The organism is Streptomyces sp. NPDC002888, from assembly GCF_042888465.1.
Taxonomy (GTDB): Bacteria; Actinomycetota; Actinomycetes; order Streptomycetales; family Streptomycetaceae; genus Streptomyces.
This window is the reverse complement of sequence record NZ_JBIAPU010000024.1, coordinates 110,535-135,715: the sequence shown is the minus strand read 5'-3', so window position 1 is coordinate 135,715 and position 25,181 is coordinate 110,535. Positions and strand designations below refer to the sequence as shown.

Sequence of the window (25,181 nt, the reverse complement as noted above, 5' to 3'; positions counted from 1 at the left end):
CTCCCTAGACGGCGGAGACCGGCAGCACGTCCGGCGACAACACCGCGGCCCGGGCCGAGGCGGCCGTCATACGGCGCCTGTGGTGCCGACGGCACAGCACCTCGTAGCCGATGGCGTCCGCCTGGTTGACGTCGCCGACGACCACCTGGGCGCCCTCAATGACCATGACGCCCCCTATCGTGCGGGCGTTGTGCGTGGCGCGGGCGCCGCACCAGCACAGGGCCTCGACCTGGAGCACCTCCACCCGGTCGGCGAGCTCCACGAGCCGCTGGGAGCCAGGGAACAGCTTGGAGCGGAAGTCGGTCGTGATGCCGAAGGCGTACACGTCGATGCTGAGGTCGTCGACCACGCGCGCGAGCTGGTCGATCTGCTCCGGCGCCAGGAACTGCGCCTCGTCCGCGATCACGTAGTCCGCGCGGCCGCCCTGGGAGAGGTGGTCGACGATGTACGCGTAGAGGTCCTGTCCGTCCTCGACCTCGACCGCGTCGGTGACCAGGCCGAGGCGGGAGGACAACTTGCCCTCGCCCGCGCGGTCGTCGCGGGTGAGGATCACGCCCTGCAGACCGCGCGCGGAGCGGTTGTGCTCGATCTGGAGAGCCAGTGTCGACTTCCCGCAGTCCATGGTTCCGGAGAAGAACACCAGCTCGGACATGGTGAGTTGAGCACCTTTCGGCGAAGGGGGCGTAAGGAGGCGGGTACGTCAGGAGCGTACTTCGAGCAGGGGAACCAGTTGCTCGGCAGGGGTCATGGAACCGTGGTTGCCGACCATCGCCGACTCCTTGGGCTCCCGCTCGGAGGCGATGAGCAGCACGTCGTCGTGCGCGGCCGCGACCACGTCGCCGATACGGGCGTACACGCGTTCGTCGAACCGGTCGGGCGGACCGAACCAGCCCGCCGTGATCGCCTCGTCCCGCGAGGCCACCCAGAACTGCTCGCCGAGCACCTCGCGCCAGCAGGCCACGACGTCGTTCCCGGCGCCCGGGACCGCGTAGACGTGGCGGGCGCGGCCTTCGCCGCCCAGCAGGGCGACCCCGGCGCGCAGCTCCCAGTCCTCGTCGAAGTCGATGCGGTGCTGCTCGTCGAAGGGCACGTCGACCATGCCGTGGTCGGCGGTGACGTAGAGCGCGGTGCGCGGTGGCAACTGCTCGGCCAGACGCTGGACGAGCCGGTCGACGTACATGAGCTGACCGCGCCAGGTGTCCGAGTCCACGCCGTAGCGGTGGCCGGCGCCGTCCAGCTCGGCGTAGTACGTGTAGACCAGGGAGCGGTCACCGGCGGCCAGTTGCTCGGCCGCGAGGTCCATGCGCTCCTCGCCGGTCAACCGCCCCAGGAACGTTCCGCCACTGAGCGCGACCTTGGTGAGCGGGGTGTTCGCGAAGGTGGGGGACGACACCTGCGCGGCGTGCACGCCCGCCTGGTCGGCCAGCTGGAAGACGGTGGGGTACGGCTGCCAGACGCGCGGCGACGTCCACGGCTGCCAGCGCAGCTGGTTCATCAGCGCGCCGGTGGCCGGGTCACGCACCGTGTACCCGGGCAGACCGTGCGCGCCGGGCGGGAGGCCGGTGCCGACGGAGGCGAGGGAGGTCGCGGTGGTCGCCGGGTAGCCGGCGGTGAGCGGGCGGCCGGTGCCCCCGCGGGAGCTCGAGAGGAGCGAGGTCAGGAACGGGGCCTCGTCCCGGTGCGCCTTCAGCTGCTCCCAGCCCAGGCCGTCGATCAGGAACACGCAGTTCCGGTCGGCGGGGGTGAGCTCCTGGATGGCGGCCTTCATCGCCGGTACGCCCATGCCCGCGGCCAGCGTGGGGAGCAGGTCGGCGAGGGAGCCGCTGCCGTACTCGGGGAGCGGCGCGGAGTCGAGGGCGAGTGGTTCCGGGTGGTCCCAGGGGGCGGACTGGACCATCAGGTGAGGTCCGCGGTCGCCTCGGAGAGCGACTGCGCGAAGGCGAGGGCCTGGCGCACCGTCTCGGGGCCGTCCCCGGCCTCGCTGACGCGCAGGCTGAGGTCGTCGGCGGTCGAGTTGCCCGTGTATCCGTGGTCGGCGTCGCAGTTGGGGTCGCCGCAGGCGGCGGGCTCCAGGTCGATGCGGGAGACGGCGCCCCAGCCGATGGTCAGCACGACCTCGCGGGGCAGCGTGCCCGGCTTGTAGGACTCAGGGTTGGCGACGACGCGGCTGACGACGACCGAGGAGATCCGGCCGAGCTTCACGGACTCCGTGGACGTGGTGGCGTACGGCGTCGGGGAGGTGGTGTCGGCGGCCTGCTCGTCGGTGTGGCTGACGATGAAACGGTTGCCGGTGAGGACCAGCACGGTCACGTGCCGCCGCACCTCGTTCTGGTCGAACGTCGTCTCCTGGTGGACCAGGTACGACCGGATGGGCTCGCCGCCCACGGCGGCCTCCACCGCCTCGGCCACGAGGGCCGGGTAGTAGCCGCTGCGCTCGATCGCCGCACGCAGCCCCTGGGTCGTCGTACTGGTCTTGGCCATGCCCTCCATTCTACGGGGGTGCACTGACTGCGAGGGACCGCTCGTGGCCGCTCAGTACGCGGGAAGCGTCCGCGGGCCGAGGTCGTCGCGGGCGGGGGGCTGCGCCAGGCGCACGGAGGCGCCGAGCACGCTCAGCCCGCGCGGGGCGACGACGACCGGTTCCAGGGTGACCGCGACGACCTCCGGGTGGTCGTCGACCAGCCGCGACACGCGCAGCAGCAGCTCCTCCAGCGCGGGCGTGTCCACGGGCGTCGAGCCGCGCCAGCCGAACAGGAGCGGCGCGGTCCGGATCGAGCGGATCAAGGAGGTCGCGTCCCGGTCGGTGACGGGGACGAGCCGGTGCGCCATGTCCCCTAGCAGCTGGGAGGCGGCACCGGCGAGTCCGAAGGAGAGCACCGCGCCTGCCGCCGGGTCGATGACCGCCCGTACGACGGTGTCCACTCCGCGCGGGGCCATCCGCTGCACGACCGGCCGCAGCTCCTCCGGCTTCCCGAACAGGCCGGTCAACTCGGCGTACGCCCGCCGCAGTTGCCCCTCGTCGGCGAGGTCCAGCCGTACGCCGCCCAGGTCGGCGCGGTGTCGCAGGTGCGGGGCGGTGGCCTTGAGGGCCACGGGGTAGCCGAGGGTGCGGGCGGCGGCGACGGCGTCGTCGGCGGTGGGTGCGGCCACGGCGCGGTGCACGTGGACGCCGTACATCCTCAGCAGCTCGCAGGTCGCCTCCGTACCGAGCGTGAGCCCCTGCCCGCGCGCGAGCAGCCCACCGATCAGCTCGGCGGCCCCCTTCTCGTCGATGTCCTCGTACTCGGGCACCTTCCCCGGCTCAGCGGCCTCCCGCCGCCACCGCGCGTACTTCACCCCTTCGGCAAGGGCACGGACGGCGCGCTCGGCGGCGGGGTAGGCGGGGATGAGACGGGAGTCGGCAGGGGGGTCCGGTACCGCGGTGGGCAGGCGTTCCGCAGGGCGATGGGGGTCCCCCCGCTCGAGCGAAGCCGAGAGTGGGGGAGGGTGGGCACCGCCCGCAACGCCGGGTGTCTGGGAACCAACCTGTGGTGCAGTACTCGCCGCCGCCGACAACGCCTCCGCAAGCCCTCCGAGCTCCACGTGCACCACCATCACCGGCTTGGCAGGCGCAGCCCCCGCAGCCGACCGCAACGCCTCCGCCAACTCCGCATCCCCCGGCGACGCCTCCCCGATCGCCGGGATCGCCGTCACGATCACCGCGTCGCAGGTCTCATCGGCCAACGCGCGCGCCAGCGCCCCCCGGAAGTCCTCCGCCGACGCACCCGTCGTCAGGTCGAGCGGCGGCAACGGCCGCAGCCCCTCGGAGAGACACGCGTCGTACGTCAGCTGCCCCAGGGACTCGGAGTTCCCGAGGATCGCCACGCGCGGTCCCGTGGGCAGCGGCTGGCGGGCGAGCAGCAGCCCGGTGTCCACCAGTTCCGTGATGGTGTCCACCCGGATCACCCCGGCCTGCCTGAGCAGCGCGGACACCGTCGCGTGCGGCAACCGCGTCGCCCGTACGGTGTGCCCTTGGGGAGCGGAACCGGCACCCTGCACCACGACCAGCGGCTTCGCCGCAGCCGTGCGCCGTGCGAGGCGGGTGAACTTGCGCGGGTTGCCGATGGACTCGAGGTACATGAGGACGACGTCGGTGTCCGGGTCGTCGTACCAGTACTGGAGGACGTCGTTGCCGGACACGTCCGCGCGGTTGCCGGACGAGACGAAGGTGGACACGCCGGTGACGCCGGTGACGCCTCCCCCGCGGCGGTGGAGCCGGGACAGCAGTGCGATGCCGATGGCGCCGGACTGGGCGAACAGTCCGATGCGCCCGGGGCGCGGCATCTCTGGGGCGAGGGACGCGTTCAGCCGTACGTCCTGGGAGGTGTTGATGATCCCGAAGGCGTTCGGACCGATGATCCGCATGCCGTACGCGCGTGCGTGCCGGACGAGTTGGCGCTGACGCTCGCGCCCTTCGGGGCCGCTCTCGGCGTATCCGGCGGAGACCACGACGAGGCCCTGGACGCCGTGCTCGCCACACTCGGCGACGATTTCGGGCACGTGGTCGGCGGGGACGGCGACGACCGCGAGGTCGACGGGTCCCTCGATGTCGCGCACCGAGCGGTGTGCGGGCACCCCGTCGAGTTCCTTCAGCTCTTCGGGGAAGGCCTTGTTCACGGCGTGCAGGCGACCGGTGAAGCCGGCGTCCCGGATGTTGCCGAGGACGCTGCGGCCCACGCCGCCGGGTGTGCGGCCGACGCCGACGACGGCGACGGAACCGGGCATGAGCAGCCGTTGCACGGACCGTGCCTCGGCGCGGTGCTCGCGCGCGTACTGCACGGCGAGCGAGCGTTCGGTGGGTTCGAGGCCGAACTCCAGGTGTACGACGCCGTCCTCGAAGCTGCGCTTCTGGGTGTACCCGGCGTCCGTGAACACCTTGATCATCTTGGTGTTGGCGGGCAGCACCTCGGCGGCGAACCGGCGGATGCCGCGCTCACGCGCGACGGCGGCGATGTGTTCGAGGAGGGCGGAGGCGACACCGCGTCCCTGGTGGGCGTCCTGGACCAGGAAGGCGACCTCGGCCTCGTCGGCGGGGGCGGAGGCGGGCATCCCATGGGCGCCGATGCGGTCATAGCGTACGGTGGCGATGAACTCGCCGCCGATCGTGGCCGCGAGTCCCACCCGGTCCACAAAGTCGTGGTGCGTGAAGCGGTGGACGTCCTTGGCGGACAGGCGCGGGTAGGGCGCGAAGAAGCGGTAGTACTTCGACTCGTCCGAGACCTGCTCGTAGAAGCTGACCAGGCGCTCGGCGTCATCAACGGTGATGGGGCGGATGCGCGCGGTGCCGCCGTCGCGCAGCACCACGTCGGCTTCCCAGTGGGCGGGGTACTCGTGCCGGTCCGACGCGCTCTGCATGGGGCCAGAGTACGGCTCGCGTCCGACAACGGCGCGAGGCAGTCTGTGGAGGACGGAAGTCGGATCTAGGCCGAGGTTCGACGACCACATCCGGAACGGGACGCAGGACCGTTCCTGCCACGCTTCACGTGTGGAACACTGGTCTAGACAACCTGAGAATCGAAGGGCAGCATCACATGGCTGAGCGCCGCGTCAACGTCGGCTGGGCCGAGGGCCTCCACGCCCGCCCCGCATCCATCTTCGTCCGGGCCGCCACGGCCGCAGGTATCCCGGTGACGATCGCCAAGGCCGACGGCAACCCCGTCAACGCGGCCTCCATGCTGGCCGTCCTCGGCCTGGGTGCCAAGGGCGGCGAGGAGATCGTCCTCGCCTCCGAGGCCGAGGGCGCGGACGCCGCGCTCGACCGTCTGGCGAAGCTGGTCGCCGAGGGCCTCGAGGAGTTGCCCGAGACCGTGTGAGCGTCGCTCGCAGCATGCGCGGAGCCGTGTCGCCCCTTCCGGGCGGCGCGGCTCCGCCGTTTTCACGGCGCTTTCGCGAGGAATTACCGCAGGCATATAAGGGCGCCGCGTGACGTGATGCACGGAAAACATCGCGCAGGCACACCTGTGACGCGCGACCGGAAATTCCCGGCGCGCGCGAGAAAAGGGCAGCGGAAATACACGTCCACCGAATATCCCCCCTTTGTATACGGCCCCCGTGTTAATGCCGCTGGCCCGACATGTTTACGGGATGTTGCGAAGTCCTCACACGCTCCGGGTGTTCCCCGCCCGAAAAGCGCAGCCGGTGCGCGGCGGTCGCGCGCTCGGTGTGCAGCGCCGTGATCGCCCGCGCGCGCTCACCGTCGCCGCGCGCCACCGCGTCCACGATCGCGCCGTGCTCCGTCCAGGACTCCACGGGGTTGGCCGGGGCCTCCACCGCGTACATCCAGGCGATCTTGTGGCGCAGCTGGGTGAGCATGGAGGTCATCGCATGGCTGCCGGAGGCCTGTGCGAGCGTCTCGTGGAACCAGCTTCCCAATGAGCGCAGATCCTCGCTGTTGCCGCGCCTGGCGCGCTCCTGGCCCAGTCGCACGAGGCCGCGCAGCACCTTCAGATGGGCCTCCGTGCGCCGCTGGGCGGCCCGGGAGGCACCCAGCGGCTCCAGGAGCATGCGCATGTCCAGCAGGTCGGCGGCCTCCTGCTCGGTGGGTTCGGCGACGCACGCGCCCGCGTGCCGCCGGGTCACCACGAAGCCCTCGGCCTCCAGGGTGCGCAGGGCTTCCCGCACGGGGACGCGCGAGACGCCGTAGCGGCGCGCGAGGAGTTCCTCGGTGAGCCGGCTGCCGCGCTCGTAGACACCCGCGACGATGTCGTCCCGGATGGCCGTGCACACCGAATGCGCCGGAATACGCATGACCGACCTCCGCCTTAATCCCCGTGAAACGTCGACGATGGACGCGTGTTCAGTGACTCTATTGCAATGAGCCGGAATTTCCGATGGCGGGCCGGAATCCATGGATATTTTTTGGACAGCGGGGTCTGTGAAACGGCGAAAGCCCCGGCTCGGGGAGCCGGGGCCGCGGGATGTCCTGCGGTCTGTCGTCAGACGTTCACGCCGTGCTGACGGAGGTAGGCGACGGGATCGATGTCCGAGCCGTACTCCGGAGTCGTACGGGCCTCGAAGTGCAGGTGCGGCCCGGTCACGTTGCCGGTCGCGCCGGAGAGGGCGATCTGCTGGCCCGGGGTGACCTGCTGGCCCACCGAGACGCCGATGGACGACAGGTGGCCGTACTGCGTGTACGTGCCGTCGTTCATCTTGATCACGACCTGGTTGCCGTAGGAGCCGCCCCAACCCGTCTGGACGACGGTGCCGGAGCCGACCGCGTGCACCGCGGTGCCGCTCGCGGCGTGGAAGTCGACGCCGGTGTGGCTGCCGGAGGACCACAGCGATCCGCCGGACTTGTAGCCGGTGGAGACGTAGGAGCCGGAGATCGGCGCCACGAAGGCGTTGAGGCGCTTGCGCTCGGCGGCGCGCACGGCGCGGGCCTTGACCTCACGCGCCTGCTCGGCCTCCTCGCGCGCCTTCTTGGCCTCCGCGGCGGCCTTCTTGCGCGCGGCCTCCTCGGCCGCCTTCAGTTGCGCGGCCTCCTTCTGGGCCGCGGCCTGTTCGTCGACCCTGACGGCGACCGAGTCGCCGACGGTGACGACGGGGGTGAGGCCGGTCTGTTCGACGGCGGTGTCGGCGGCGAGCGCCGGCGCGGCGGTCAGGGTGCCGATGACACCGGTGGTGGCGAGCGCGGCGACGCCCGCGGCGCGGGCGGTGGTGCGCTTCATGCGGCTGGGACGACGGTGCTTCCCGGTGGCGCAGGTGAACGCCATGAAGTTGAGGGGTCCTTTCCTTCCTTCTCGCCTACCGGGTTAGCTGACGGGTTCGGAGCAGGAAGGTCTCCTACGGGCCCCCTCGCGACACGCGCGGGCGTCCGATTCACCCCAGGGACTGCCTAGTTGGGTCCCCGGCTCCCCTGGCTCGCGCCGTACGGGGACTCGGCGATGACTGTCCGGTGCCGCGGTTGCGGCGCACTGCCTGACGAACAGCCCGGATGACGCTAAGCGGGACGACTTTCAATCCCCAAACGGATCGCGGCTTTTGTAGCGCATCCCACAGGCCAGACAGGCAACCTCTCCCCCAATTCGGACATCAGGGGGCCCTGGAGACGTTTCCGCCCCAGGGCCCCCTGCGCCTGTGTGCCGCTACTCGGCGGACACCACCGTGACGGCGCCGATGCCGAGGGCCTCGACGGGCTCCTTGATCTGCGCGGCGTCACCGACGAGGACCGTCACCAGGCGGTCCACCGGGAAGGCGCTCACGGCGGCCGCCGTGGCCTCCACAGTGCCGGTCGCGGCGAGCTGCTGGTAGAGCGTCGCCTGGTAGTCGTCCGGCAGGTGCTGCTCGACCTGGTCGGCCAGCGTGCTCGCGACGGCCGCGGCGGTCTCGTACTTCAGCGGCGCCACGCCGACGAGGTTCTGCACGGCGACATCGCGCTCGGCGTCGGTGAGGCCGTCCGCCGCGAGCGTGCGCAGCACCGTCCAGAGGTCCTGCAGGGCGGGGCCGGTGTTCGGGGTGTCGATGGAACCGCTGATGGCGAGCATCGCGGCACCCGAGCCGTCGGGGGCCGAGCGCAGGACCTGCCCGAACGCCCGCACACCGTAGGTGTAGCCCTTCTCCTCGCGCAGCACACGGTCCAGGCGGGACGTGAGGGTGCCGCCGAGGCAGTACGTGCCGAGCACCTGCGCGGACCACACGCGTGCGTGCCGGTCGGGGCCGATGCGCCCGATGAGCAGTTGCGTCTGGACGGCGCCGGGGCGGTCCACGATGACGACACGGCCGGTGTCGTCGGCGGTCACCGCCGGCACGGGCCGCGGCTGGGCCGAGGAGCCCGTCCAGGCGCCCAGGGTGTCGCCGAGGAGCGCGTCCAGGTCGAGGTCGGTGAGGTCGCCGACGACCACGGCGGTGGCCGTGGCGGGGCGGACGTGCTTCTCGTAGAAGGCGCGAACGGCCGCGGAGTCGATGTTCTGGACGGTCTCCTCGGTGCCCTGGCGCGGGCGGGACATGCGCGAGGTCGCCGGGAAGAGCTCCTTGGAGAGCTCCTTGGCGGCACGGCGGGAGGGGTTGGCCAGCTCGTGCGGGATCTCGTCGAGGCGGTTGCGGACGAGCCGCTCGACCTCGCTGTCCGCGAACGCGGGCGCCCTGAGGGCGTCGGCGAGCAGACCGAGGGCCTTCGCCAGGCGCGAGGCCGGGACTTCGAGGCTGAGGCGCACGCCGGGGTGGTCGGCGTGTGCGTCGAGGGTGGCGCCGCAGCGCTCCAGCTCGGCGGCGAACTCCTCGGCGGAGTGCTTGTCGGTGCCCTCGGAGAAGGCTCGGGCCGTGATCGTGGCGACGCCGTCCAGGCCGGCCGGCTCGGCGTCCAGGGGCGCGTCCAGGAGCACCTCGACGGCGACGACCTGCTGGCCGGGGCGGTGGCAGCGCAGAACCGTGAGGCCGTTGTCGAGGGTGGCGCGCTCGGGGGCCGGGAAGGCCCACGGCTTGGCCTCGCCCGCCTGGGGCTGGGGGTGGAAGTCCATCGTGGCGAGCTCGGTCACTGGGCCGCCTCCTCGTTCTCGTCCTGGTCGGCGGGGGCTTCGGGGGCGGTGGGCTCGTAGACGAGCACCGCGCGGTTGTCGGGGCGCAGGCGGGCCTTGGCGGCCTCCTGAACCTCCTGAGGCGTCACCTCCAGCACGCGCTGCACGGCGGTCAGGGCGAGCTGCGGGTCACCGAACAGCACGGCGTAGCGGCACAGTTCGTCGGCGCGGCCCGCGACCGTGCCGAGGCGGTCCAGCCACTCGCGCTCCAACTGGGCCTGAGCGCGCTCCATCTCCTCGGCCGTGGGGCCCTCCGCGGCGAAGCGGGCGAGCTCCTCGTCGATGGCGGCCTCGATGACCGGCACCTCGACGTCACCGGAGGTCTTCACGTCCAGCCAGCCCAGGGAGGGCGCCCCCGCCAGCCGCAGCAGGCCGAAGCCGGCCGCCACCGCCGTACGGTCGCGTCGTACGAGGCGGTTGTAGAGGCGGGAGGACTCGCCGCCGCCCAGGACGGTGAGGGCCAGGTCGGCCGCGTCGCACGCGCGCGTGCCGTCGTGCGGCAGCCGGTAGGCGGCCATCAGGGCGCGCGCCGGGACCTCCTCCTCGACGACCTCACGCAGCTGGGCGCCGATGACATCGGGCAGCGCGCCGTCACGCGGCGCGGGCTTGCCGTCGTGGCCCGGGATGGAGCCGAAGTACTTCTCGACCCAGGCGAGGGTCTCCTCGGGATCGATGTCGCCGACCACGGACAGGACCGCGTTGTTGGGCGCGTAGTACGTCCGGAAGAACGCGCGCGCGTCCTCCAGGGTCGCCGCGTCCAGGTCGGCCATCGAGCCGATCGGCGTGTGGTGGTAGGGGTGGCCGTCCGGGTAGGCGAGGGCGGTCAGCTTCTCGAAGGCCGTGCCGTAGGGGACGTTGTCGTAGCGCTGGCGGCGCTCGTTCTTGACGACGTCGCGCTGGTTCTCCATGGACTCGTCGTCCAGGGCGGTGAGCAGGGAGCCCATGCGGTCTGCCTCCAGCCAGAGGGCGAGCTCCAGCTGGTGGGTGGGCATGGTCTCGAAGTAGTTGGTGCGCTCGAAACTGGTGGTGCCGTTGAGCGAGCCGCCGGCACCCTGCACCTTCTCGAAGTGGCCGTTGCCCTTCACCTGGCCGGAGCCCTGGAACATGAGGTGCTCGAAAAGGTGAGCCAGGCCGGTACGCCCCTTGACTTCATGGCGCGAACCGACGTCGTACCAGAGGCACACCGCCGCGACGGGGGTCAGGTGGTCCTCTGAGAGCACCACGCGCAAGCCGTTGGCCAGGCGGTGCTCGGTCGCTGTCAGGCCGCCGGAGCCTGCCTGGGCTGTGGCCGTGTGACCCATGGGCATGTACATCCCTTCGATCGCGGGAGCGGTCCTTGCAACCGCGGATTTCCTGCTGGTCCTGCCACTTTATGCAAGCGTGCGGACGGTCGGCGAAGTTCCCGGAGGTCGTACGCCGAGAGCGAGAAGTCGGTTGCGGGCGGCGATGGCGTAGCCTGCGGGCAGTCGTGCCGCAGGGCCGCCCCGGTGGGCGCACGCGGCGCCTCTCGGCGTCGGGCCGAGCGTTGCGCACCGGGTCCCGGCCCGTGTTGTCAGTGCCACGGTCCACAATGGTCCGCGTCAGATCCCGTCAAACGCTTCAGCAAGAGTGAGCCGAAGGCGACGTGAGCGCCCCGTAGGCGAGCGACCAGGAAACAGGAGGAGCCGGCAGCGATGGCCCGCCGCAGCACGAAGACCCCGCCTCCCGACGACTCGTACGAGGAGAAGATCCTCGACATCGACGTAGTCGACGAGATGCAGGGATCCTTCCTCGAGTACGCGTACTCGGTCATCTACTCCCGCGCCCTGCCCGACGCCCGGGACGGACTCAAGCCGGTCCACCGCCGCATCGTCTACCAGATGAACGAGATGGGCCTGCGCCCCGACCGCGGCTACGTGAAGTGTGCCCGCGTCGTGGGCGAGGTGATGGGCAAGCTCCACCCGCACGGCGACGCGTCGATCTACGACGCCCTGGTGCGCATGGCGCAGCCCTTCTCGATGCGGGTGCCGCTCGTCGACGGGCACGGCAACTTCGGCTCGCTGGGCAACGACGACCCGCCGGCGGCCATGCGGTACACGGAGTGCCGTCAGGCCGCGGCGACGAGCCTGATGACGGAGTCGATCGACGAGGACACGGTCGACTTCACGCCCAACTACGACGGCCAGGAGCGGGAGCCGGTGGCCCTGCCCGCCGCCTTCCCGAACCTCCTGGTGAACGGCGCGTCGGGCATCGCGGTCGGCATGGCCACGAACATGCCGCCGCACAACCTGAGCGAGGTCATCGCTGCCGCCCGCCATCTGATCCGCCACCCGAACGCGGATCTCGAAACCCTGATGAAGCACGTCCCCGGCCCGGACCTGCCCACCGGCGGCCGGATCGTCGGCCTCGCCGGCATCCGGGACGCGTACGAGACGGGCCGTGGCACGTTCAAGATCCGCGCGACGGTGTCGGTGGAGACGGTGACCGCGCGTCGCAAGGGCCTGGTCGTGACGGAGCTGCCCTTCACGGTCGGTCCCGAGAAGGTGATCGCCAAGATCAAGGACCTGGTCGGTTCGAAGAAGATCCAGGGCATCGCCGACGTCAAGGACCTCACCGACCGCGCGCACGGCCTGCGCCTGGTCATCGAGATCAAGAACGGCTTCGTGCCGGAGGCCGTCCTGGAGCAGCTCTACAAGCTGACGCCGATGGAGGAGTCCTTCGGCATCAACAACGTGGCGCTGGTGGACGGTCAGCCACTCACGCTGGGCCTGAAGGAGCTCCTGGAGGTCTATCTCGACCACCGCTTCGAGGTCGTACGTCGCCGCAGCGAGTTCCGCCGGAGCAAGCGGCGCGACCGTCTGCACCTGGTGGAGGGCCTGCTCACGGCGCTCGTCGACATCGACGAGGTCATCCGGCTGATCCGCTCCAGCGAGAACTCCGCCCAGGCGAAGGAGCGCCTGATGGAGCGCTTCTCGCTGTCGGACGTCCAGACCCAGTACATCCTGGACACCCCGCTGCGCCGCCTCACCAAGTACGACCGCATCGAGCTGGAGACGGAGAAGGAGCGGCTCAACGCGGAGATCGCGGAGCTGACCCGGATCCTGGAGTCGGACGCGGAGCTGCGCAAGCTGGTCTCCGCCGAACTGGCCGCAGTGGCCAAGAAGTTCGGCACCGACCGGCGTACGGTGCTGCTGGAGTCCTCGGGCGCCCCGGTGGCGACCGTGCCGCTCCAGGTCGCGGACGACCCGTGCCGCATCCTGTTGTCCTCGACGGGTCTGCTGGCCCGCACGGCGAACGGCGAGGCCTTCGCGCAGGACGCCGACGCCCGGCGCACCAAGCACGACGTGATCATCTCCGCGGTGCCGGCGACGGCCCGCGGCGAGGTGGGAGCGGTCACCTCGGCGGGCCGCCTGCTGCGGATCAACGTCATCGACCTGCCACAGCTGCCGGACACGGCGTCCGCCCCGAACCTCTCGGGCGGCGCCCCGCTCGCGGAGTTCGTCTCCCTGGAGGACGACGAGACGGTGGTCTGCCTGGCCACGCTGGACGAGTCGTCCCCCGGCCTCGCCCTCGGCACGGAACAGGGCGTCGTCAAGCGCGTGGTCCCCGACTACCCGTCCAACAAGGAGGAGCTGGAGGTCATCACCCTCAAGGAGGGTGACCGGATCGTCGGCGCGGTCGAGCTGCGCACGGGCGAGGAGGACCTGATCTTCATCACGGACGACGCCCAGCTGCTGCGCTACCAGGCCTCCCAGGTCCGTCCGCAGGGCCGGCCGGCGGGTGGTGTGGCGGGCATCAAGCTCACGGAGGGCGCCAAGGTCATCTCCTTCACGGCGGTGGACCCGGCGGTGGACGCGGTGGTCTTCACGGTCGCGGGCTCGCGCGGCACGCTGGACGACTCCGTCCAGACCACGGCGAAGCTGACCCCGTTCGACCAGTATCCGCGCAAGGGCCGTGCGACCGGCGGCGTGCGCTGCCAGCGGTTCCTGAAGGGCGAGGACTGTCTGTCGCTGGCCTGGGCCGGCCCGGCCCCCGCCAAGGCGGCCCAGAAGAACGGCACCCCGGCCGAACTGCCCGAGATGGACCCGCGCCGGGACGGTTCGGGCGTGTCCCTGGCCAAGACGGTGTCGGTGGTGGCCGGACCCGTTTAGCCGTCCAGGATCCCGTCGTCCGGATCCGCCGGTACGTCGTCTTCGTACCGGCGGCCTTCCTGTCCGTCGTCCGGGTCCCGTACGTAGCGCAGGACGCCCCACATGCCGTACTCGTCGGCGTGTGGGGCGTCGCTCTTGCACGCCTCCAGTTCCTTGGCGAGGGCGGGGGCGTCGATGCCGGAGCCGATGAGGACGAGCTGGGTGAGGCGGTCGCCGGTGGCCGGCCAGGGCTCCGGGTAGAAGCGGAGGAACCGCCCGACGGCGTGAACGGCGTAGCGGTTGCGGACGTCGTACGGTCCGAAGTCGACGTACCCCTTGATCCGGTAGAGCCCCTCGGGCCGGCTGTCGAGGAACGCCATCAGCCGCCGCGGGTCGAGCGGCGCCTCGGAGACGAAGGACAGGCTGTCGTACGCGGTGTGCAGGTGACCGGCGTGATCGTCGCGGGAGCCCTGGTGCAGGTCGTCGAAGGAGAGCTGGCCGATGCGCTCCTCGCTCGGTCGGCAGTCGAAGAGGAACTCGGGGTCGATCCGGCCGTGCCGGGCGGGGACGACCGCGGCCCGGTCCGTGAGCGACCGGACAAGGCCGAGGACGCGCTCGGCGTCGGGGGCCCGGTCGAGCTTGTTGACGACGACGAGGTCGGCGAGGGCGAGGTGCCGGTCGATCTCGGGGTGGCGGGCGCGGGTGGCGTCGAACTCGGCGGCGTCGACGACCTCGACGAGCCCGCCGTACACGATCCCGGGGTGCTCGCTGGCGAGCACCATGCGCACCAGTTCCTGAGGCTCGGCGAGTCCGCTGGCCTCGATGACGACGACATCGACGCCGGTGGCGGGGTTGGCGAGTCGCTCCAGGTAGACGTCGAGTTCGCCGACGTCGACGGCGCAGCACAGACACCCGTTGCCGAGGGAGACGGTCGAGTCGCCGAGTGCGCCGGCCACGGCCATGGCGTCGATCTCGATGGCGCCGAAGTCGTTGACGAGGGCGCCGATGCGGCTGCCGCCGCTGTGGTGGAGGAGGTGGTTGAGCAGAGTCGTCTTTCCGGAGCCGAGAAATCCGGCGAGTACGACGACCGGAACCTGCGGACTGCTGTGCCCCAACGCGCGACCTCTCTCACACCGACGCGTGCACCGGCTCGCGGTCCCGGCTCACGTACGAGGATTGAATGCTGCCCCAGGATACGAGCCGGAAGAATGACCGCGAAGTGAACGATTGTTAGCAGCACTTGCGGGGCAGACGTTGGGCATGGCGCCGGAGCGTGCGACCCTCACTTCCTTCCGTGCGCCTCCTCTCCGCCTCCCCGCCGACCAGAGCCGCTCGGCACCCTGGGAGACGGCAAGCGCCGCCCACAGCTCGCCGGTCCCCATCAGTCGACCCGCACCCCGACGTCCGGCGGACGGCCGCCCGATTCGGGGGTTGACATGGCCACACAGAGGAATGCAGCGGGGAGGCTGGGCTCCGCCGGAGCCGGCCTGTTGCTCGTCACCGCCGGGCTGACGCTGGCCGCGCGTCAACGGCGGCTCGAGGAAGCGCGCCTGGAGGTGCGCAGACTGGAGCTCGAGGAGCTGGCCTCGCAACGCAAGGCTCTCGCGCACCAACAGCGCATGCACTGGGAACTCCTGGCGAAGGCGATCGACGACCCCTCCCTGGCCTCCGTGATCGACACGTACGACCAGAGCATCCCGGCGGAGAAGCGGCGTCAGTTCTTCTACGCCAACGCCTGGTACGTCAACCTCTACCACCTCTACCGAGCCGGGATGCTCGACCAGGAGGAGCTGTACGGGCGGCTGCGTGAGATCTTCCAGAGCGCTGTCGTGCGGGAGTACTGGGAGGCGTCCAGAGGTCAGCGCGCGACCCTGAAGTACTCGTCCGACGAGGCCAGGATCGGCCGGATGGTGGACGGTCTGATCAAGGACCTCGACGAGGCGGACACGGACGAGTGGTGGGTGGTGGGCGAGCCTCCGACCCACTGATTCCGCGCCGCCCGGGAACCACGCCGGAGGCACACCAGGAGGCACATCGGTCAAGGCCTCCGCACCGGCAACACGGCTGGGTGACTTTTGTCCATGCAGACGCGTACACCTCATGTATCCCAGTAACGTGCTGCCGAGCATGTGCCCAAATCTTCTGTAAGGACCGGTAACCCTTGAAGATCGTGCGCCGCATCGGTGTGCCTCCGAGCGCCCGTGGCAGTACCTCTGGAGCCAACTGCCCGGACGTTTTCGAGCTCAGCGACGGCAACTTCGCCGTCATCGGCACCGAGGCCACCGAGGCGCTGGAGCGAGAACTGCCTGCCGATGCCTCCCGTGCCGACTACGAACGCATCGTCGTGGTGAGCCGGGAAACCCTGATCCGCGCCAAGGCAGACATCCCCGACGCCTGACCCCTCCCGTCGTCATCCCCGGCACACCCGCAACCGTTGAGTGAGCCGGGCGCCCGTCCGGCGAGCAGCCCGGCACCCCGTCACTGCTCGGTCAGTCTCCGATGAGGCCTGGCGCCAGAACGGCACCAGGCCACACGTGCCTCTCAGGCCTCACGCCCGCTCAGGTCACACACGTCTTCTCAGGCCACCGCCGGCACGGCCGCGGGCGCTCCGGGCCCCACGTATCGCGCCACCGGGCGGATGATCTTCCGGTCCTCCGCCTGCTCCAGGATGTTGGCGCTCCAGCCCACCACCCGCGCCGCCGCGAACGTCGGCGTGAACATCTCGCGGGGCAGACCGCACAGCTCCATGACGACGCCCGCGTAGAACTCGACGTTCGTGTGCAGCTCACGCCCGGGCTTCAGGTCGGCCAGGATCGCCTCGACCTGCCGTTCCACCTCGACGGCGAAGTCGACACGGGGGCCGCCGAAGTGCTGGGCGATCTCGCGGAGCATGCGGGAACGGGGGTCCTCGGTGCGGTAGATGGCGTGGCCGAAGCCCATGATGCGGTCGCCGGCGAGGACGCGTTCACGGATCCAGGGATCGATGCGGTCGGGGCTGCCGATCGCGTCCAGGGTGTCCAGCGCACGGCTGGGCGCCCCTCCGTGCAGGGGGCCGGAGAGGGCTCCGACAGCACCCACGAGACAGGCCGCGACGTCCGCACCCGTCGAGGCGATCACCCTCGCCGTGAAGGTTGACGCATTGAATCCGTGATCAATAGTTGAGATCAGGTATTGCTCGATCGCCCGAGCCTGTTGGTGGTCCGGTTCGGCGCCGGTCAACATGTACAGATAGTTCGCCGCGTACGACAGGTCCTCCCGCGGCTCCACGGGGTCAAGGCCCTTGCCCAGCCGGTGCAGCGCGGTGAGCAGCGTCGGGACGGCCGCGGCCGCCACCACGGTGTCCTCACGGCGCCGGTCGGCGTCGATGTCGTACACCGGTCGGAACCCCTTCGCCGCGCCCAGCAGGGACAGCGCCGTACGCATCCCGGCGAGCGGGCCGGAGTCCCGGCCGGCGGCCGCGATGCCGGGCAGGGCGGCACGTACCTCGTCGGGCAGGCGGCGCAGGGCAGCGGTCTCGGCGGCGAAGGCGGCGGCGCGTGCGGCGTCGGGCAGTTCGCCGTGGACGAGGAGGTGCCAGACGTCCTCGAAACTCCGGGTCTGCGCGAGTTCGACGGCCGAGTACTGGCGGTAGTGGTAAAAGCCCTCGAGCCCTCGGACGTCACCCACCTCGGTGTCGGTGACGACGACGCCCGCGAGTCCTCGCGGGACGTCGACAAGAGTGGCTGCCGACCTGTTGACGGACATGATTTCCTCCCTGGACTTGATTCGACTGTCCATGCTTGACTCAATGGCTGTCAATATTGATTGAATCAATACATCACTCAATGTGTGTCTGGGATGGATACGGTGATCCTCATGCGCGACCAGGAACCCGACCCCGGCCACCCGGAACGACGGCTCAGCACCAAGGAGGCCGCCGAGCTGCTCGGCGTGAAACCCGAGACCGTGTACGCGTACGTGAGTCGCGGTCAGCTCAGCAGCCGACGCGTGCCCGGCGGCCGGGGCAGCACGTTCGACGCCCAGGAGGTGGAGGCGCTCGCCCGGCGCAACAGGCGGGAGAGCGGCGGCACTTCGCAGTCCGGCGCCGAACTCGCCGTACGGACCCGCATCACGCTCATCGAGCAGGACCGGTACTACTTCCGGGGCGTCGACGCGACCGAGCTGGCGGCGCGGCACTCCTACGAGGAGATCGCCGAGTGGCTGTGGACCGGTCGGCTGCGCCCGGGCATCGCCTTCACCGCGCCCGAGACCTCCGTGGCGGTCGCCCGCCGCGCGGTCGACGCGCTGCCCGAACACACGGGCCCCACCGACCGGTTGCGGGTCGCCGCGATCGCCGCCGCGGCGGCGGATCCCCTGCGTTTCGACCTGTCCGAGGACGCCGTCCTCGGCACCGCGCGCACCCTCATCCCCACGCTGGTGGCCTCCCTGCCGCCGCAGCGGCGCAGCCACCGGGACCAGGGCCCGCTCGCCCACCGCCTGTGGGCGCGGCTCAGCGGGCGGTCCGCAGACGAGGCGTCACTGCGCGCCCTGGACACGGCACTGGGCCTGCTGGTCGACCACGACCTGGCCGCCTCCACCCTCGCGGTCCGCGTCGCCGCGTCGGCCCGCGCGCACGCCTACGCGGCCGTCTCCGCCGGGCTCGGCGTGATCGAGGGCCCCCTGCACGGCGCGGCAAGCGGGCTCGCCCACCGGCTGCTGCTCGAGGTGCTCGACCACGGCGACGCGGCCCCCGTGATCGCGGACGAACTCCGCGCCGGGCGCCGCATCCCGGGACTCGGCCACCGGCTCTACCCCGCCGAGGACCCACGCGCGCGTGCTCTGTTCGCCCTCCTGGAGGACATGCCCCACGCCGCGCCCGCACTCGCCGCGGCCCGGGACATCGTGGCCACCACCGCCCGCCACACACCGCTGCACGCCAACGTCGACCTGGCCCTCGCCGTCTTCACGGTGTCCTCCGGCATGGCCAGCACGGCAGGCGAGACGATCTTCGCGGTCGCCCGGACCGCCGGCTGGATCGCGCACGCTCTGGAGGAGTACGGCGAACGCCCGCTACGCATGCGCCCGAGCGGGCACTACGTGGGCCCGAGGCCGCCCCAGCCCCTGCCGGAGGCGCCCCGGGCCCTCGCGGAGCAGGACGGCGGAGCGGCCTGAAGCATCCCGTCGAAAATCAGGTTAGGCTCACCTTTGTGAGTGCGTGTGCGACCCTCTCGCAGAACCTCGACGAGCCCGTTTCCGGAACCGCGGCGACGGCGCGTACCTGGCTGCTCCTGGAGCAGCCCGGCCCCTGGGGTGCCAAGGCGCTCACTTCGAGCCACCTGGACCCCGCGCTGGGCCGCGCCCTGGAGGCCGCCGCGGAGGGCACCTCCGTGCGCATCGCGCTCATCCGCCGTCCCGGGCGTCACGCGGACCCCGGCGCCCCGCACCTGCGCCGGGTGTACGCGGCCCACACCACTCCGGGCCGGGTGTGGCTGCACAGCGCCGTCACCACCGACCCGCGCCAGCTGCTGAACCTCGACTTCGCCGCACTCAGCCGGGGCGACCGGAGCACCTTCGACACCGTTCTGCGGGGCCGTCCCCATACGGGTGACCCGCTCGCCCTCGTCTGCACCAACGGCAAGCGCGACCGCTGCTGCGCCCTCCTCGGCCGGCCGCTCGCCGCCGAGCTCGCCGCATCAGAGGTGTCGGGCGTCTGGGAGGTCACCCATCTGGGCGGCCACCGCTTCTCGCCGACGGTGCTCGTCCTGCCGTACGGCTACGCCTACGGCCGGGCCGCGGCCCACACCGTCAAGGAGGTCCTGCACGGTGTCCAGGATGGCCGGGTCGTCGTGGAGGGGTGCCGTGGGCGCTCCACATGGGAGCGGCCCGGTCAGGCGGCCGAGCTGGCCGTGCGCAGGGCGGTCGGCGAGTACACGGCGGACGCGCTGAGCGTCGTGGGGACGCACGGCGCCGCACCGCGCTGGGAGGTGACCGTCGCCCACGCGGACGGGCGCCACTGGCGGGTCGTCGTGGCCCAGGGCGCGTCCCTGCCGCCCCGACCGGAAAGCTGTGGGGCGTCGGTCCTCGGAACGCCCGGGCGAATGGACGTCGTCGAGGTGCGTCAACTGGCCGCCACGGCGCTGGCGAGCTGACACCCCCTCCGCAACGCGACCTCGCATCCGGCCGAGAGATCCACGCCACACCCCTACGGCAAGTCCCGCGCCCCCACGTACCGTCGTGGGTATGAGCCGCACTCCCCCTGCCCGACGCCTGCGCCTCGGTATGCCGCGCCGGGTGTTCTCGCAGGTCCTGCTGATGCAACTGACGATCGCCGCGGGAGTCGTGGTGCTCGCGACCGGCCTGTTCCTCGCACCGCTCAGTCACCAGCTGGACGACCAGGCGATGCGGCGCGCCCTCGCGATCGCGCAGACCACCGCGGCCGTGCCGCAGATCGCCGAGGACCTCGAGAACACCCGTCCGACGGTCGAGGGGCCCGTGCAGCGGGAGGCGGAGCGGATCCGCAAGGCCAGCGGAGCCGAGTACGTGGTCGTGATGAACACGCGGGGCGTGCGCTGGTCCCACACGGACACCAAGCAGATCGGCCGCATCGTCTCGACCGACCCCAGCCAGGCCCTGGCCGGCAAGGAGGTCATGCAGATCGACAGCGGCACCCTGGGCCGCTCCGCCCGCGGCAAGGTGCCCCTGCGCGACAGCGACGGCCACATCATCGGGGCGGTCTCGGTCGGCATCGAGTACGACAGCGTCCGGGCCCGGCTGATCCACGCCATCCCGGGGCTGTTCGCCTACGCCGGCGGTGCGCTGGCCGTGGGCGCGCTGGCCGCCTGGCTGATCTCCCGCCGGGTGCAGCGGCAGACCCGGGATCTGGCCTTCTCGGACATCTCGGGGCTGCTGGCGGAGCGGGAGGCGATGCTGCACGGCATCCGGGAGGGCGTCGTCGCCCTGGACCGCGCCGGCCGGATCCGCCTCGTCAACGACGAGGCACAGCGTCTGCTGAGCATCGGCGACGAGGTCGTCGGCCGGTCTCCCGACGAGGCGCTCGGCGAGGGACGTACGGCCGACGTCCTGGCCGGCCGGGTGAGCGGCACCGACCTGCTGACGGTCCGCGGTCAGCGTGTGCTGGTCGCCAACCGCATGCCCACCGACGACGGCGGCGCCGTCGCCACCCTGCGCGACCGCACCGAGCTGGAACAGCTCGGCCGGGAACTCGACTCCACACACGGCCTCATCGACGCCCTGCGCGCACAGGACCACGAGCACGCCAACCGCATGCACACGCTGCTCGGGCTGCTCGAGCTGGAGATGTACGACGACGCCGTGGAGTTCGTCGGAGAGGTGGTGGGCGACCACCGGGTCACCGCGGAACAGGTCACCGAGAAGATCGAGGACCCGCTGCTCGCCGCTCTGCTCGTCGGCAAGGCCACCGTCGCGGCGGAGCGTGGCGTCGCCCTGTGGGTCTCGGACCGCACGCGGCTCCCGGACCGGCTGATCGACCCCAGGGGGCTGGTCACGGTCGTCGGCAACCTGGTGGACAACGCGCTCGACGCCGTAGGGGGCACACCGCACGCGCGCGTGGAGGTCGAACTGCGCGCCGAGGGACGCACCGCCACCCTGCGGGTGCGCGACACAGGGCCCGGGATCCCGGCGGAGCAGCGGGAACTGGTCTTCACCGAGGGGTGGTCCACGAAGAAGCCGCCGGCGCACGGCAAGCGCGGCATCGGGCTCTCCCTGGTGCGCAGACTCGCCGAACGACAGGGCGGCAGCGCCGCGGTGACCGAAGCCGACGGCGGCGGCGCGCAGTTCACCGTCGTCCTGCCCGAGGCGCTGACCGAACCGGCCCTGGAACCCGCCCTCACCGCCCCCGTGAAGGCTGCTGTCGAGGAGGAGACGCGATGATCGAGGTCCTGGTCGTGGACGACGACGCCAGGGTCGCGCAGGTCAACGCCGCCTACGTCGAGAAGGTACCGGGATTCCATGTCGCCGCCGAGGCGCACAGCGCGGCCGAGGCGTTGCGGCAGCTGGAGGCGCTGCCGCGGCTGGACCTGGTCCTCCTGGACCACTATCTGCCCGACGAGACGGGTCTGGAGGTGGTCCAGGAGATGCGCCGTCGCGGCCATCAGACCGACGTGATCATGGTGACGGCCGCACGGGACGTCTCCACGGTGCAGGCAGCGATGCGGCACGGGGCGCTGCAGTACTTGGTCAAGCCGTTCGCCTTCGCGGGCCTGCGCGCCAAGCTGGAGGCGTACGCGGAGCTGCGGCGCACCCTCGACGGCGGCGGCGAGGCGGAACAGGCCGACGTGGACCGCATCTTCGGCGCGCTGTCCGCGTCCTCGGAGCCCGGACTGCCCAAGGGGCACTCCCCCACCACCGCGGAGCTCGTGCGGCAGTCCCTGATGAACGCGGAAGGGCCCCTGTCGGCGCAGGAGATCGCCGACCGGACCGGGGTCAGCCGTCAGACCGCCCAGCGCTATCTGAAGCTCCTGGAGCGCACGGGGAGGGCCCGGCTGACCCTCAAGTACGGCGACGCGGGCCGCCCGGAACACCGTTACGTGTGGGCGACCCGCGCGTGAGGGCCGTGCGTCGGGGTGCGGCGGTCAGCCGGCCGCCTTCTCGACGAACTCCGTCGTGTACGTCTTGGTCAGGTCCACCTTGGCGTTCTGAATGTTGGGGTTGAACGCCTTGAGGACCTTCTCGACGGTCTCGGGACCGTCCTTGGGCATGACGCCGTCCTTGGTGAACATCGGCAGGGTGCTCTTGATCGCCGCCGCGTAGAGGATCTTGTTGCCCTGCGAGTAGTCGGCCGGCATCTCGTCGGCGATCTCGGAGGCGCTGTGCGTGGACATCCACGTGAGCGTCTTGACGAACGCGTTGGCCAACTTCTGGACGGTGTCCTTGTGGCTGTTCACCCAGTCCGTCTGCATGTACAGACTTGACGACGGGTAGGGCCCGCCGAGCGCCTCGAGCGAGCCGGCGGGCGTGCGCATGTCGAGGAGGACCTTGCCCGCCCTCTTGGCGAGGATCGTCGCGACGGTCGGGTCGGTCGTCATACCGCCGTCGATGGCGCCCTGCTGGAGCGCCGAGATGAAGGTCGGGCCCGCGCCCACGGCGACCGGCGTGAACTCGTTGACCTTCACACCGTTCTTGACCGCGAGGTACTTGGTGAGGAAGTCGGTCGAGGAACCGAGGCCGGTGACGCCGAGCTTCTTGCCCTTGAAGTCCTTGGGCGAGGTGATGTCGTCGGCCGCCTTGTTGGAGACGACCTCCACCTCGCCCGGTGCGTGCGAGAACTGCACGACGGACTCGACGGACTTGCCCTTCACCTGGAGGTCGAGCGTGTGGTCGTAGAAGCCGACCGCGCCCTGCACCTGGCCGGAGACGAGCGCGGTCTCGGCCTGCACGCCGGCCGGCTCGCTGAGCAGTTCGACGTCGAGGCCTTCGGCGTCGAAGTAGCCGAGCCGCTGGGTGAGCATCGCGGGCAGGTAGATGACCTTGTCGAGGCCACCGACCATGATCTTGACCTTGGTCCCCTTGCCGTCACCCTTGCTGCCGGAACCGGTGGACGCGGTGCTTGCCGCGTCGTTGGCACAGGCGGTGAGTGAGGAGAGGGCGAGCAGTCCGGCAGCGGCCAGGGCGGCGTATCTGGCGGGCTTGTGCATGGCGGTTCACGTCCTTGTGAGAGGGCGGTGCGGGGAGAAGGCGCACACGGAGGAGGAGCGACGGGGAGGGGGGCGAGGTGGTTCAGCTGTCGGAGCCCGACGCCTTCCACCGGAAGATGCGGCTCTCGGCGAACGTCAGCAGCCCCTCGGCCACGAGCGCGACGACGGCGAGGATGACCATCGCGGCGTAGACACCGGCCGCGTTGAAGGTGCCCTGCGACTGGGCGACGAGCAGTCCGATCCCCTTGGTCGCGCCGATGTACTCGCCGACGATGGCGCCGATGAGGGCGAAGCCGAAGCTGACGTGGAGGCTGGTGAAGATCCACGAGGTGGCCGAGGGGATGACCACCTGAAGCGTCACCCGACGGTCGCTCGCACCGAGGATGCGGGCATTGGCGACCAGGTTGCGGTCGACCTCCCGGGCGCCCTGGAAGGCGTTGAAGAAGACCGGGAAGAACACCAGGACCACGGCCGACGCGACCTTGGAGGCGGGCCCGAGGCCGAACCAGATCACGAAGATCGGTGCCAGGACGATCCTGGGGATCGAGTTGAGCACCTTGATGTATGGACCAAGGACATCGGCGAGGAAGGCGATCCGCCCCAGGGCGATACCGAACACGACACCGGCGACGACACCGATGACCCAGCCGAGCAGTGCCTCGTGCAGGGTGTACCAGATCTGTTCGCCCAGGGAGCCGAGCGCGGTGCCATGGGTGATCCAGGTGTAGATCTGGTCCCAGATCTTCGAGGGCATCGAGAAGTTGAACGGGTCGATGGTCTTGGTCCGGGCGAGCAGCTCCCACAGGCCCAGGACGCCGATCAGCAGGAGCACGCGCGCGCCGGTGACGACGGCCTTGCGTCTGCGGGCCGCCCGGGCCCGCGACTGGGCTCGGTTCGGGGCCTTGACCGTGTCGACGACCGGTGTGCTGAGAACCTCATGCGACATGCGCGGCACCCCTCTCGCGGGTGATGCGGACCTCTTCGCCGAGGGACTCCCAGATCTCGCGGTAGATCTCGATGAAGCGCGGCTCCAGGCGGACGGACTCGACCTTGCGGGGCCGGGGCAGGTCGATGTCGAAGACGTGCTTGACGGTGGCCGGGCCCGCCGTCATGACGACGACCCTGTCGGCCAGCGCGATGGACTCCTCCAGGTCATGTGTGACGAAGACGACAGAGGCGCCCGTGCCCTCCCACAGCTCCAGCAGCTCGTCCGACATCAGCGCCCTGGTCTGCACATCGAGGGCCGAGAACGGCTCGTCCATGAGCAGGATCTCGGGGTCGTTGACGAAGGTCGCGGCGAGCGCGACACGCTTGCGCTGGCCGCCGGAGAGCTGGTGCGGGTAGCGGTCCTCGAAGGCGGAGAGCCCGACGCGGGCCAGCCACTCGCGGGCCTTCTGCTTCGCCTCGGACTTGGGTACGCCGCGGAAGCGCGGGCCCGCCATGACGTTGGACAGGACCGTGCGCCACGGGAAGGTGGCGTCCTGCTGGAAGACGAAGCCGACCTTGTCGCCGACGCCCCGGACCGGTCGGCCGGTGACCAGAACCTCGCCCTCGGAGGGCTCTTCCAAGCCGCTGACCAGCGTCAACGTGGTCGACTTGCCACAGCCGGTCGGTCCCACGACGGCCACGAACTCGCCCCGCCGGACCGTGAGGTCCAGTTCCCTGACGGCCGTGTGCAGACCCCCCGACGGGGTCTTGAAGATCTTGCTCGCGCCCCGCAGTTCGATGGCGGGGCTGGTGTCTGCGCTCATGGCCGGGGACAGTAGGTGTGACCCGGGCCACGACAGCAGCCTTGTGGGCACATGCGCTTCTTTTGCCTGCAACGGCCTGTTGTGCTCGTTTTGCTCGCGCTACAACAACGGAGCCGA

At 70.9% G+C, this 25,181-nt stretch carries 21 protein-coding genes and 1 riboswitch; of the genes, 8 read left to right on the top strand and 13 right to left on the bottom strand.

Going from position 1 to position 25,181, the window contains the following annotated elements:
* Window positions 1-4: 4 nt before the first annotated feature.
* Genes ACFYWX_RS33480 through ACFYWX_RS33465 form a run of 4 tightly spaced genes read right to left on the bottom strand, consistent with a single transcriptional unit; the run spans window position 5 to window position 5,394 of the window.
* Complete coding sequence (locus tag ACFYWX_RS33480) at window positions 5-652, bottom strand: thymidine kinase (protein WP_389428584.1); 648 nt, start codon at window positions 650-652, stop codon at window positions 5-7.
* A 48-nt stretch (window positions 653-700) separates the two neighbouring features.
* The gene (locus tag ACFYWX_RS33475; RefSeq protein WP_389428583.1) at window positions 701-1,897 is read right to left on the bottom strand and encodes an alkaline phosphatase family protein; all 1,197 of its coding nucleotides are present in this window, start codon (window positions 1,895-1,897) and stop codon (window positions 701-703) included.
* Window positions 1,897-2,490: a DUF5998 family protein gene (locus ACFYWX_RS33470; RefSeq protein WP_389428582.1), complete on the bottom strand. Its 594-nt coding sequence runs from the start codon at window positions 2,488-2,490 to the stop codon at window positions 1,897-1,899. Before ACFYWX_RS33470 ends, ACFYWX_RS33475 begins: the two co-directional genes overlap by 1 nt.
* Before the next feature lie 42 nt (window positions 2,491-2,532).
* Window positions 2,533-5,394: a GNAT family N-acetyltransferase gene (locus tag ACFYWX_RS33465; RefSeq protein WP_389428581.1), complete on the bottom strand. Its 2,862-nt coding sequence runs from the start codon at window positions 5,392-5,394 to the stop codon at window positions 2,533-2,535.
* Between the two features lie 176 nt (window positions 5,395-5,570).
* Here ACFYWX_RS33465 and ACFYWX_RS33460 point away from each other — a divergent pair, with 176 nt between their 5' ends.
* Window positions 5,571-5,852: an HPr family phosphocarrier protein gene (locus tag ACFYWX_RS33460; protein WP_351909603.1), complete on the top strand. Its 282-nt coding sequence runs from the start codon at window positions 5,571-5,573 to the stop codon at window positions 5,850-5,852.
* A gap of 241 nt (window positions 5,853-6,093) precedes the next feature.
* Here the strand turns inward: ACFYWX_RS33460 and ACFYWX_RS33455 are convergent, their stop codons facing one another.
* The 4 genes from ACFYWX_RS33455 to ACFYWX_RS33440 form a co-directional block, all read right to left on the bottom strand.
* Window positions 6,094-6,786 (bottom strand): GntR family transcriptional regulator, encoded by a 693-nt coding sequence (locus ACFYWX_RS33455; protein ID WP_389428580.1) that lies wholly within the window; start codon window positions 6,784-6,786, stop codon window positions 6,094-6,096.
* A gap of 188 nt (window positions 6,787-6,974) precedes the next feature.
* Window positions 6,975-7,751, bottom strand: coding sequence for a M23 family metallopeptidase (locus tag ACFYWX_RS33450; RefSeq protein WP_389428579.1), 777 nt, complete (start codon window positions 7,749-7,751; stop codon window positions 6,975-6,977).
* A gap of 14 nt (window positions 7,752-7,765) precedes the next feature.
* Window positions 7,766-7,932: riboswitch (cyclic di-AMP (ydaO/yuaA leader) on the bottom strand.
* Between the two features lie 191 nt (window positions 7,933-8,123).
* Window positions 8,124-9,512, bottom strand: a complete 1,389-nt coding sequence (locus tag ACFYWX_RS33445; protein ID WP_389428578.1) for a M16 family metallopeptidase — start codon at window positions 9,510-9,512, stop codon at window positions 8,124-8,126.
* Window positions 9,509-10,858, bottom strand: coding sequence for a M16 family metallopeptidase (locus ACFYWX_RS33440; RefSeq protein ID WP_389428577.1), 1,350 nt, complete (start codon window positions 10,856-10,858; stop codon window positions 9,509-9,511). The genes ACFYWX_RS33445 and ACFYWX_RS33440 overlap by 4 nt, the downstream gene beginning before the upstream one ends.
* 366 nt (window positions 10,859-11,224) lie before the next feature.
* Here ACFYWX_RS33440 and ACFYWX_RS33435 point away from each other — a divergent pair, with 366 nt between their 5' ends.
* On the top strand, window positions 11,225-13,681 hold the full coding sequence (locus ACFYWX_RS33435; RefSeq protein WP_389428576.1) for a DNA topoisomerase (ATP-hydrolyzing) subunit A: 2,457 nt from the start codon (window positions 11,225-11,227) through the stop codon (window positions 13,679-13,681).
* On the opposite strand, the gene ACFYWX_RS33430 is transcribed toward ACFYWX_RS33435, so the two are convergent.
* Window positions 13,678-14,775 (bottom strand): CobW family GTP-binding protein, encoded by a 1,098-nt coding sequence (locus ACFYWX_RS33430; protein ID WP_389428575.1) that lies wholly within the window; start codon window positions 14,773-14,775, stop codon window positions 13,678-13,680. The two genes, ACFYWX_RS33435 and ACFYWX_RS33430, sit on opposite strands and share 4 nt — an antisense overlap.
* A 321-nt stretch (window positions 14,776-15,096) precedes the next feature.
* On the opposite strand from ACFYWX_RS33430, the gene ACFYWX_RS33425 reads away from it, so the two are divergent.
* Together ACFYWX_RS33425 and ACFYWX_RS33420 are read left to right on the top strand one after the other, a co-directional pair.
* Complete coding sequence (locus ACFYWX_RS33425) at window positions 15,097-15,648, top strand: DUF6082 family protein (RefSeq protein ID WP_389428574.1); 552 nt, start codon at window positions 15,097-15,099, stop codon at window positions 15,646-15,648.
* A 173-nt stretch (window positions 15,649-15,821) separates the two neighbouring features.
* Window positions 15,822-16,058, top strand: coding sequence for a hypothetical protein (locus ACFYWX_RS33420; RefSeq protein WP_133932844.1), 237 nt, complete (start codon window positions 15,822-15,824; stop codon window positions 16,056-16,058).
* A 179-nt stretch (window positions 16,059-16,237) separates the two neighbouring features.
* Here ACFYWX_RS33420 and ACFYWX_RS33415 read toward each other — a convergent pair whose 3' ends face one another.
* Window positions 16,238-17,404 carry a citrate synthase/methylcitrate synthase gene (locus tag ACFYWX_RS33415; RefSeq protein ID WP_389428573.1) on the bottom strand — a complete coding sequence of 389 codons (1,167 nt, stop codon included), beginning with the start codon at window positions 17,402-17,404 and terminating at the stop codon, window positions 16,238-16,240.
* Window positions 17,405-17,515: 111 nt separating this feature from the next.
* Here ACFYWX_RS33415 and ACFYWX_RS33410 point away from each other — a divergent pair, with 111 nt between their 5' ends.
* From ACFYWX_RS33410 to ACFYWX_RS33395, 4 genes are all read left to right on the top strand, one after another.
* Complete coding sequence (locus ACFYWX_RS33410; RefSeq protein ID WP_389428572.1) at window positions 17,516-18,811, top strand: citrate synthase; 1,296 nt, start codon at window positions 17,516-17,518, stop codon at window positions 18,809-18,811.
* A 35-nt stretch (window positions 18,812-18,846) separates the two neighbouring features.
* Window positions 18,847-19,788, top strand: a complete 942-nt coding sequence (locus tag ACFYWX_RS33405; protein WP_389428571.1) for a sucrase ferredoxin — start codon at window positions 18,847-18,849, stop codon at window positions 19,786-19,788.
* A gap of 91 nt (window positions 19,789-19,879) precedes the next feature.
* Window positions 19,880-21,550 (top strand): ATP-binding protein, encoded by a 1,671-nt coding sequence (locus tag ACFYWX_RS33400; RefSeq protein WP_389428570.1) that lies wholly within the window; start codon window positions 19,880-19,882, stop codon window positions 21,548-21,550.
* Window positions 21,547-22,227, top strand: coding sequence for a response regulator (locus ACFYWX_RS33395; protein WP_389428569.1), 681 nt, complete (start codon window positions 21,547-21,549; stop codon window positions 22,225-22,227). The genes ACFYWX_RS33400 and ACFYWX_RS33395 overlap by 4 nt, the downstream gene beginning before the upstream one ends.
* A gap of 24 nt (window positions 22,228-22,251) precedes the next feature.
* Here ACFYWX_RS33395 and ACFYWX_RS33390 read toward each other — a convergent pair whose 3' ends face one another.
* The 3 genes from ACFYWX_RS33390 to ACFYWX_RS33380 form a co-directional block, all read right to left on the bottom strand.
* Window positions 22,252-23,313: an ABC transporter substrate-binding protein gene (locus ACFYWX_RS33390; protein WP_389428568.1), complete on the bottom strand. Its 1,062-nt coding sequence runs from the start codon at window positions 23,311-23,313 to the stop codon at window positions 22,252-22,254.
* Window positions 23,314-23,395: 82 nt separating this feature from the next.
* Window positions 23,396-24,259: an ABC transporter permease gene (locus ACFYWX_RS33385; protein WP_389428566.1), complete on the bottom strand. Its 864-nt coding sequence runs from the start codon at window positions 24,257-24,259 to the stop codon at window positions 23,396-23,398.
* Complete coding sequence (locus tag ACFYWX_RS33380; RefSeq protein ID WP_389428564.1) at window positions 24,249-25,064, bottom strand: ABC transporter ATP-binding protein; 816 nt, start codon at window positions 25,062-25,064, stop codon at window positions 24,249-24,251. The genes ACFYWX_RS33385 and ACFYWX_RS33380 overlap by 11 nt, the downstream gene beginning before the upstream one ends.
* Between the last annotated feature and the right edge of the window lie 117 nt (window positions 25,065-25,181).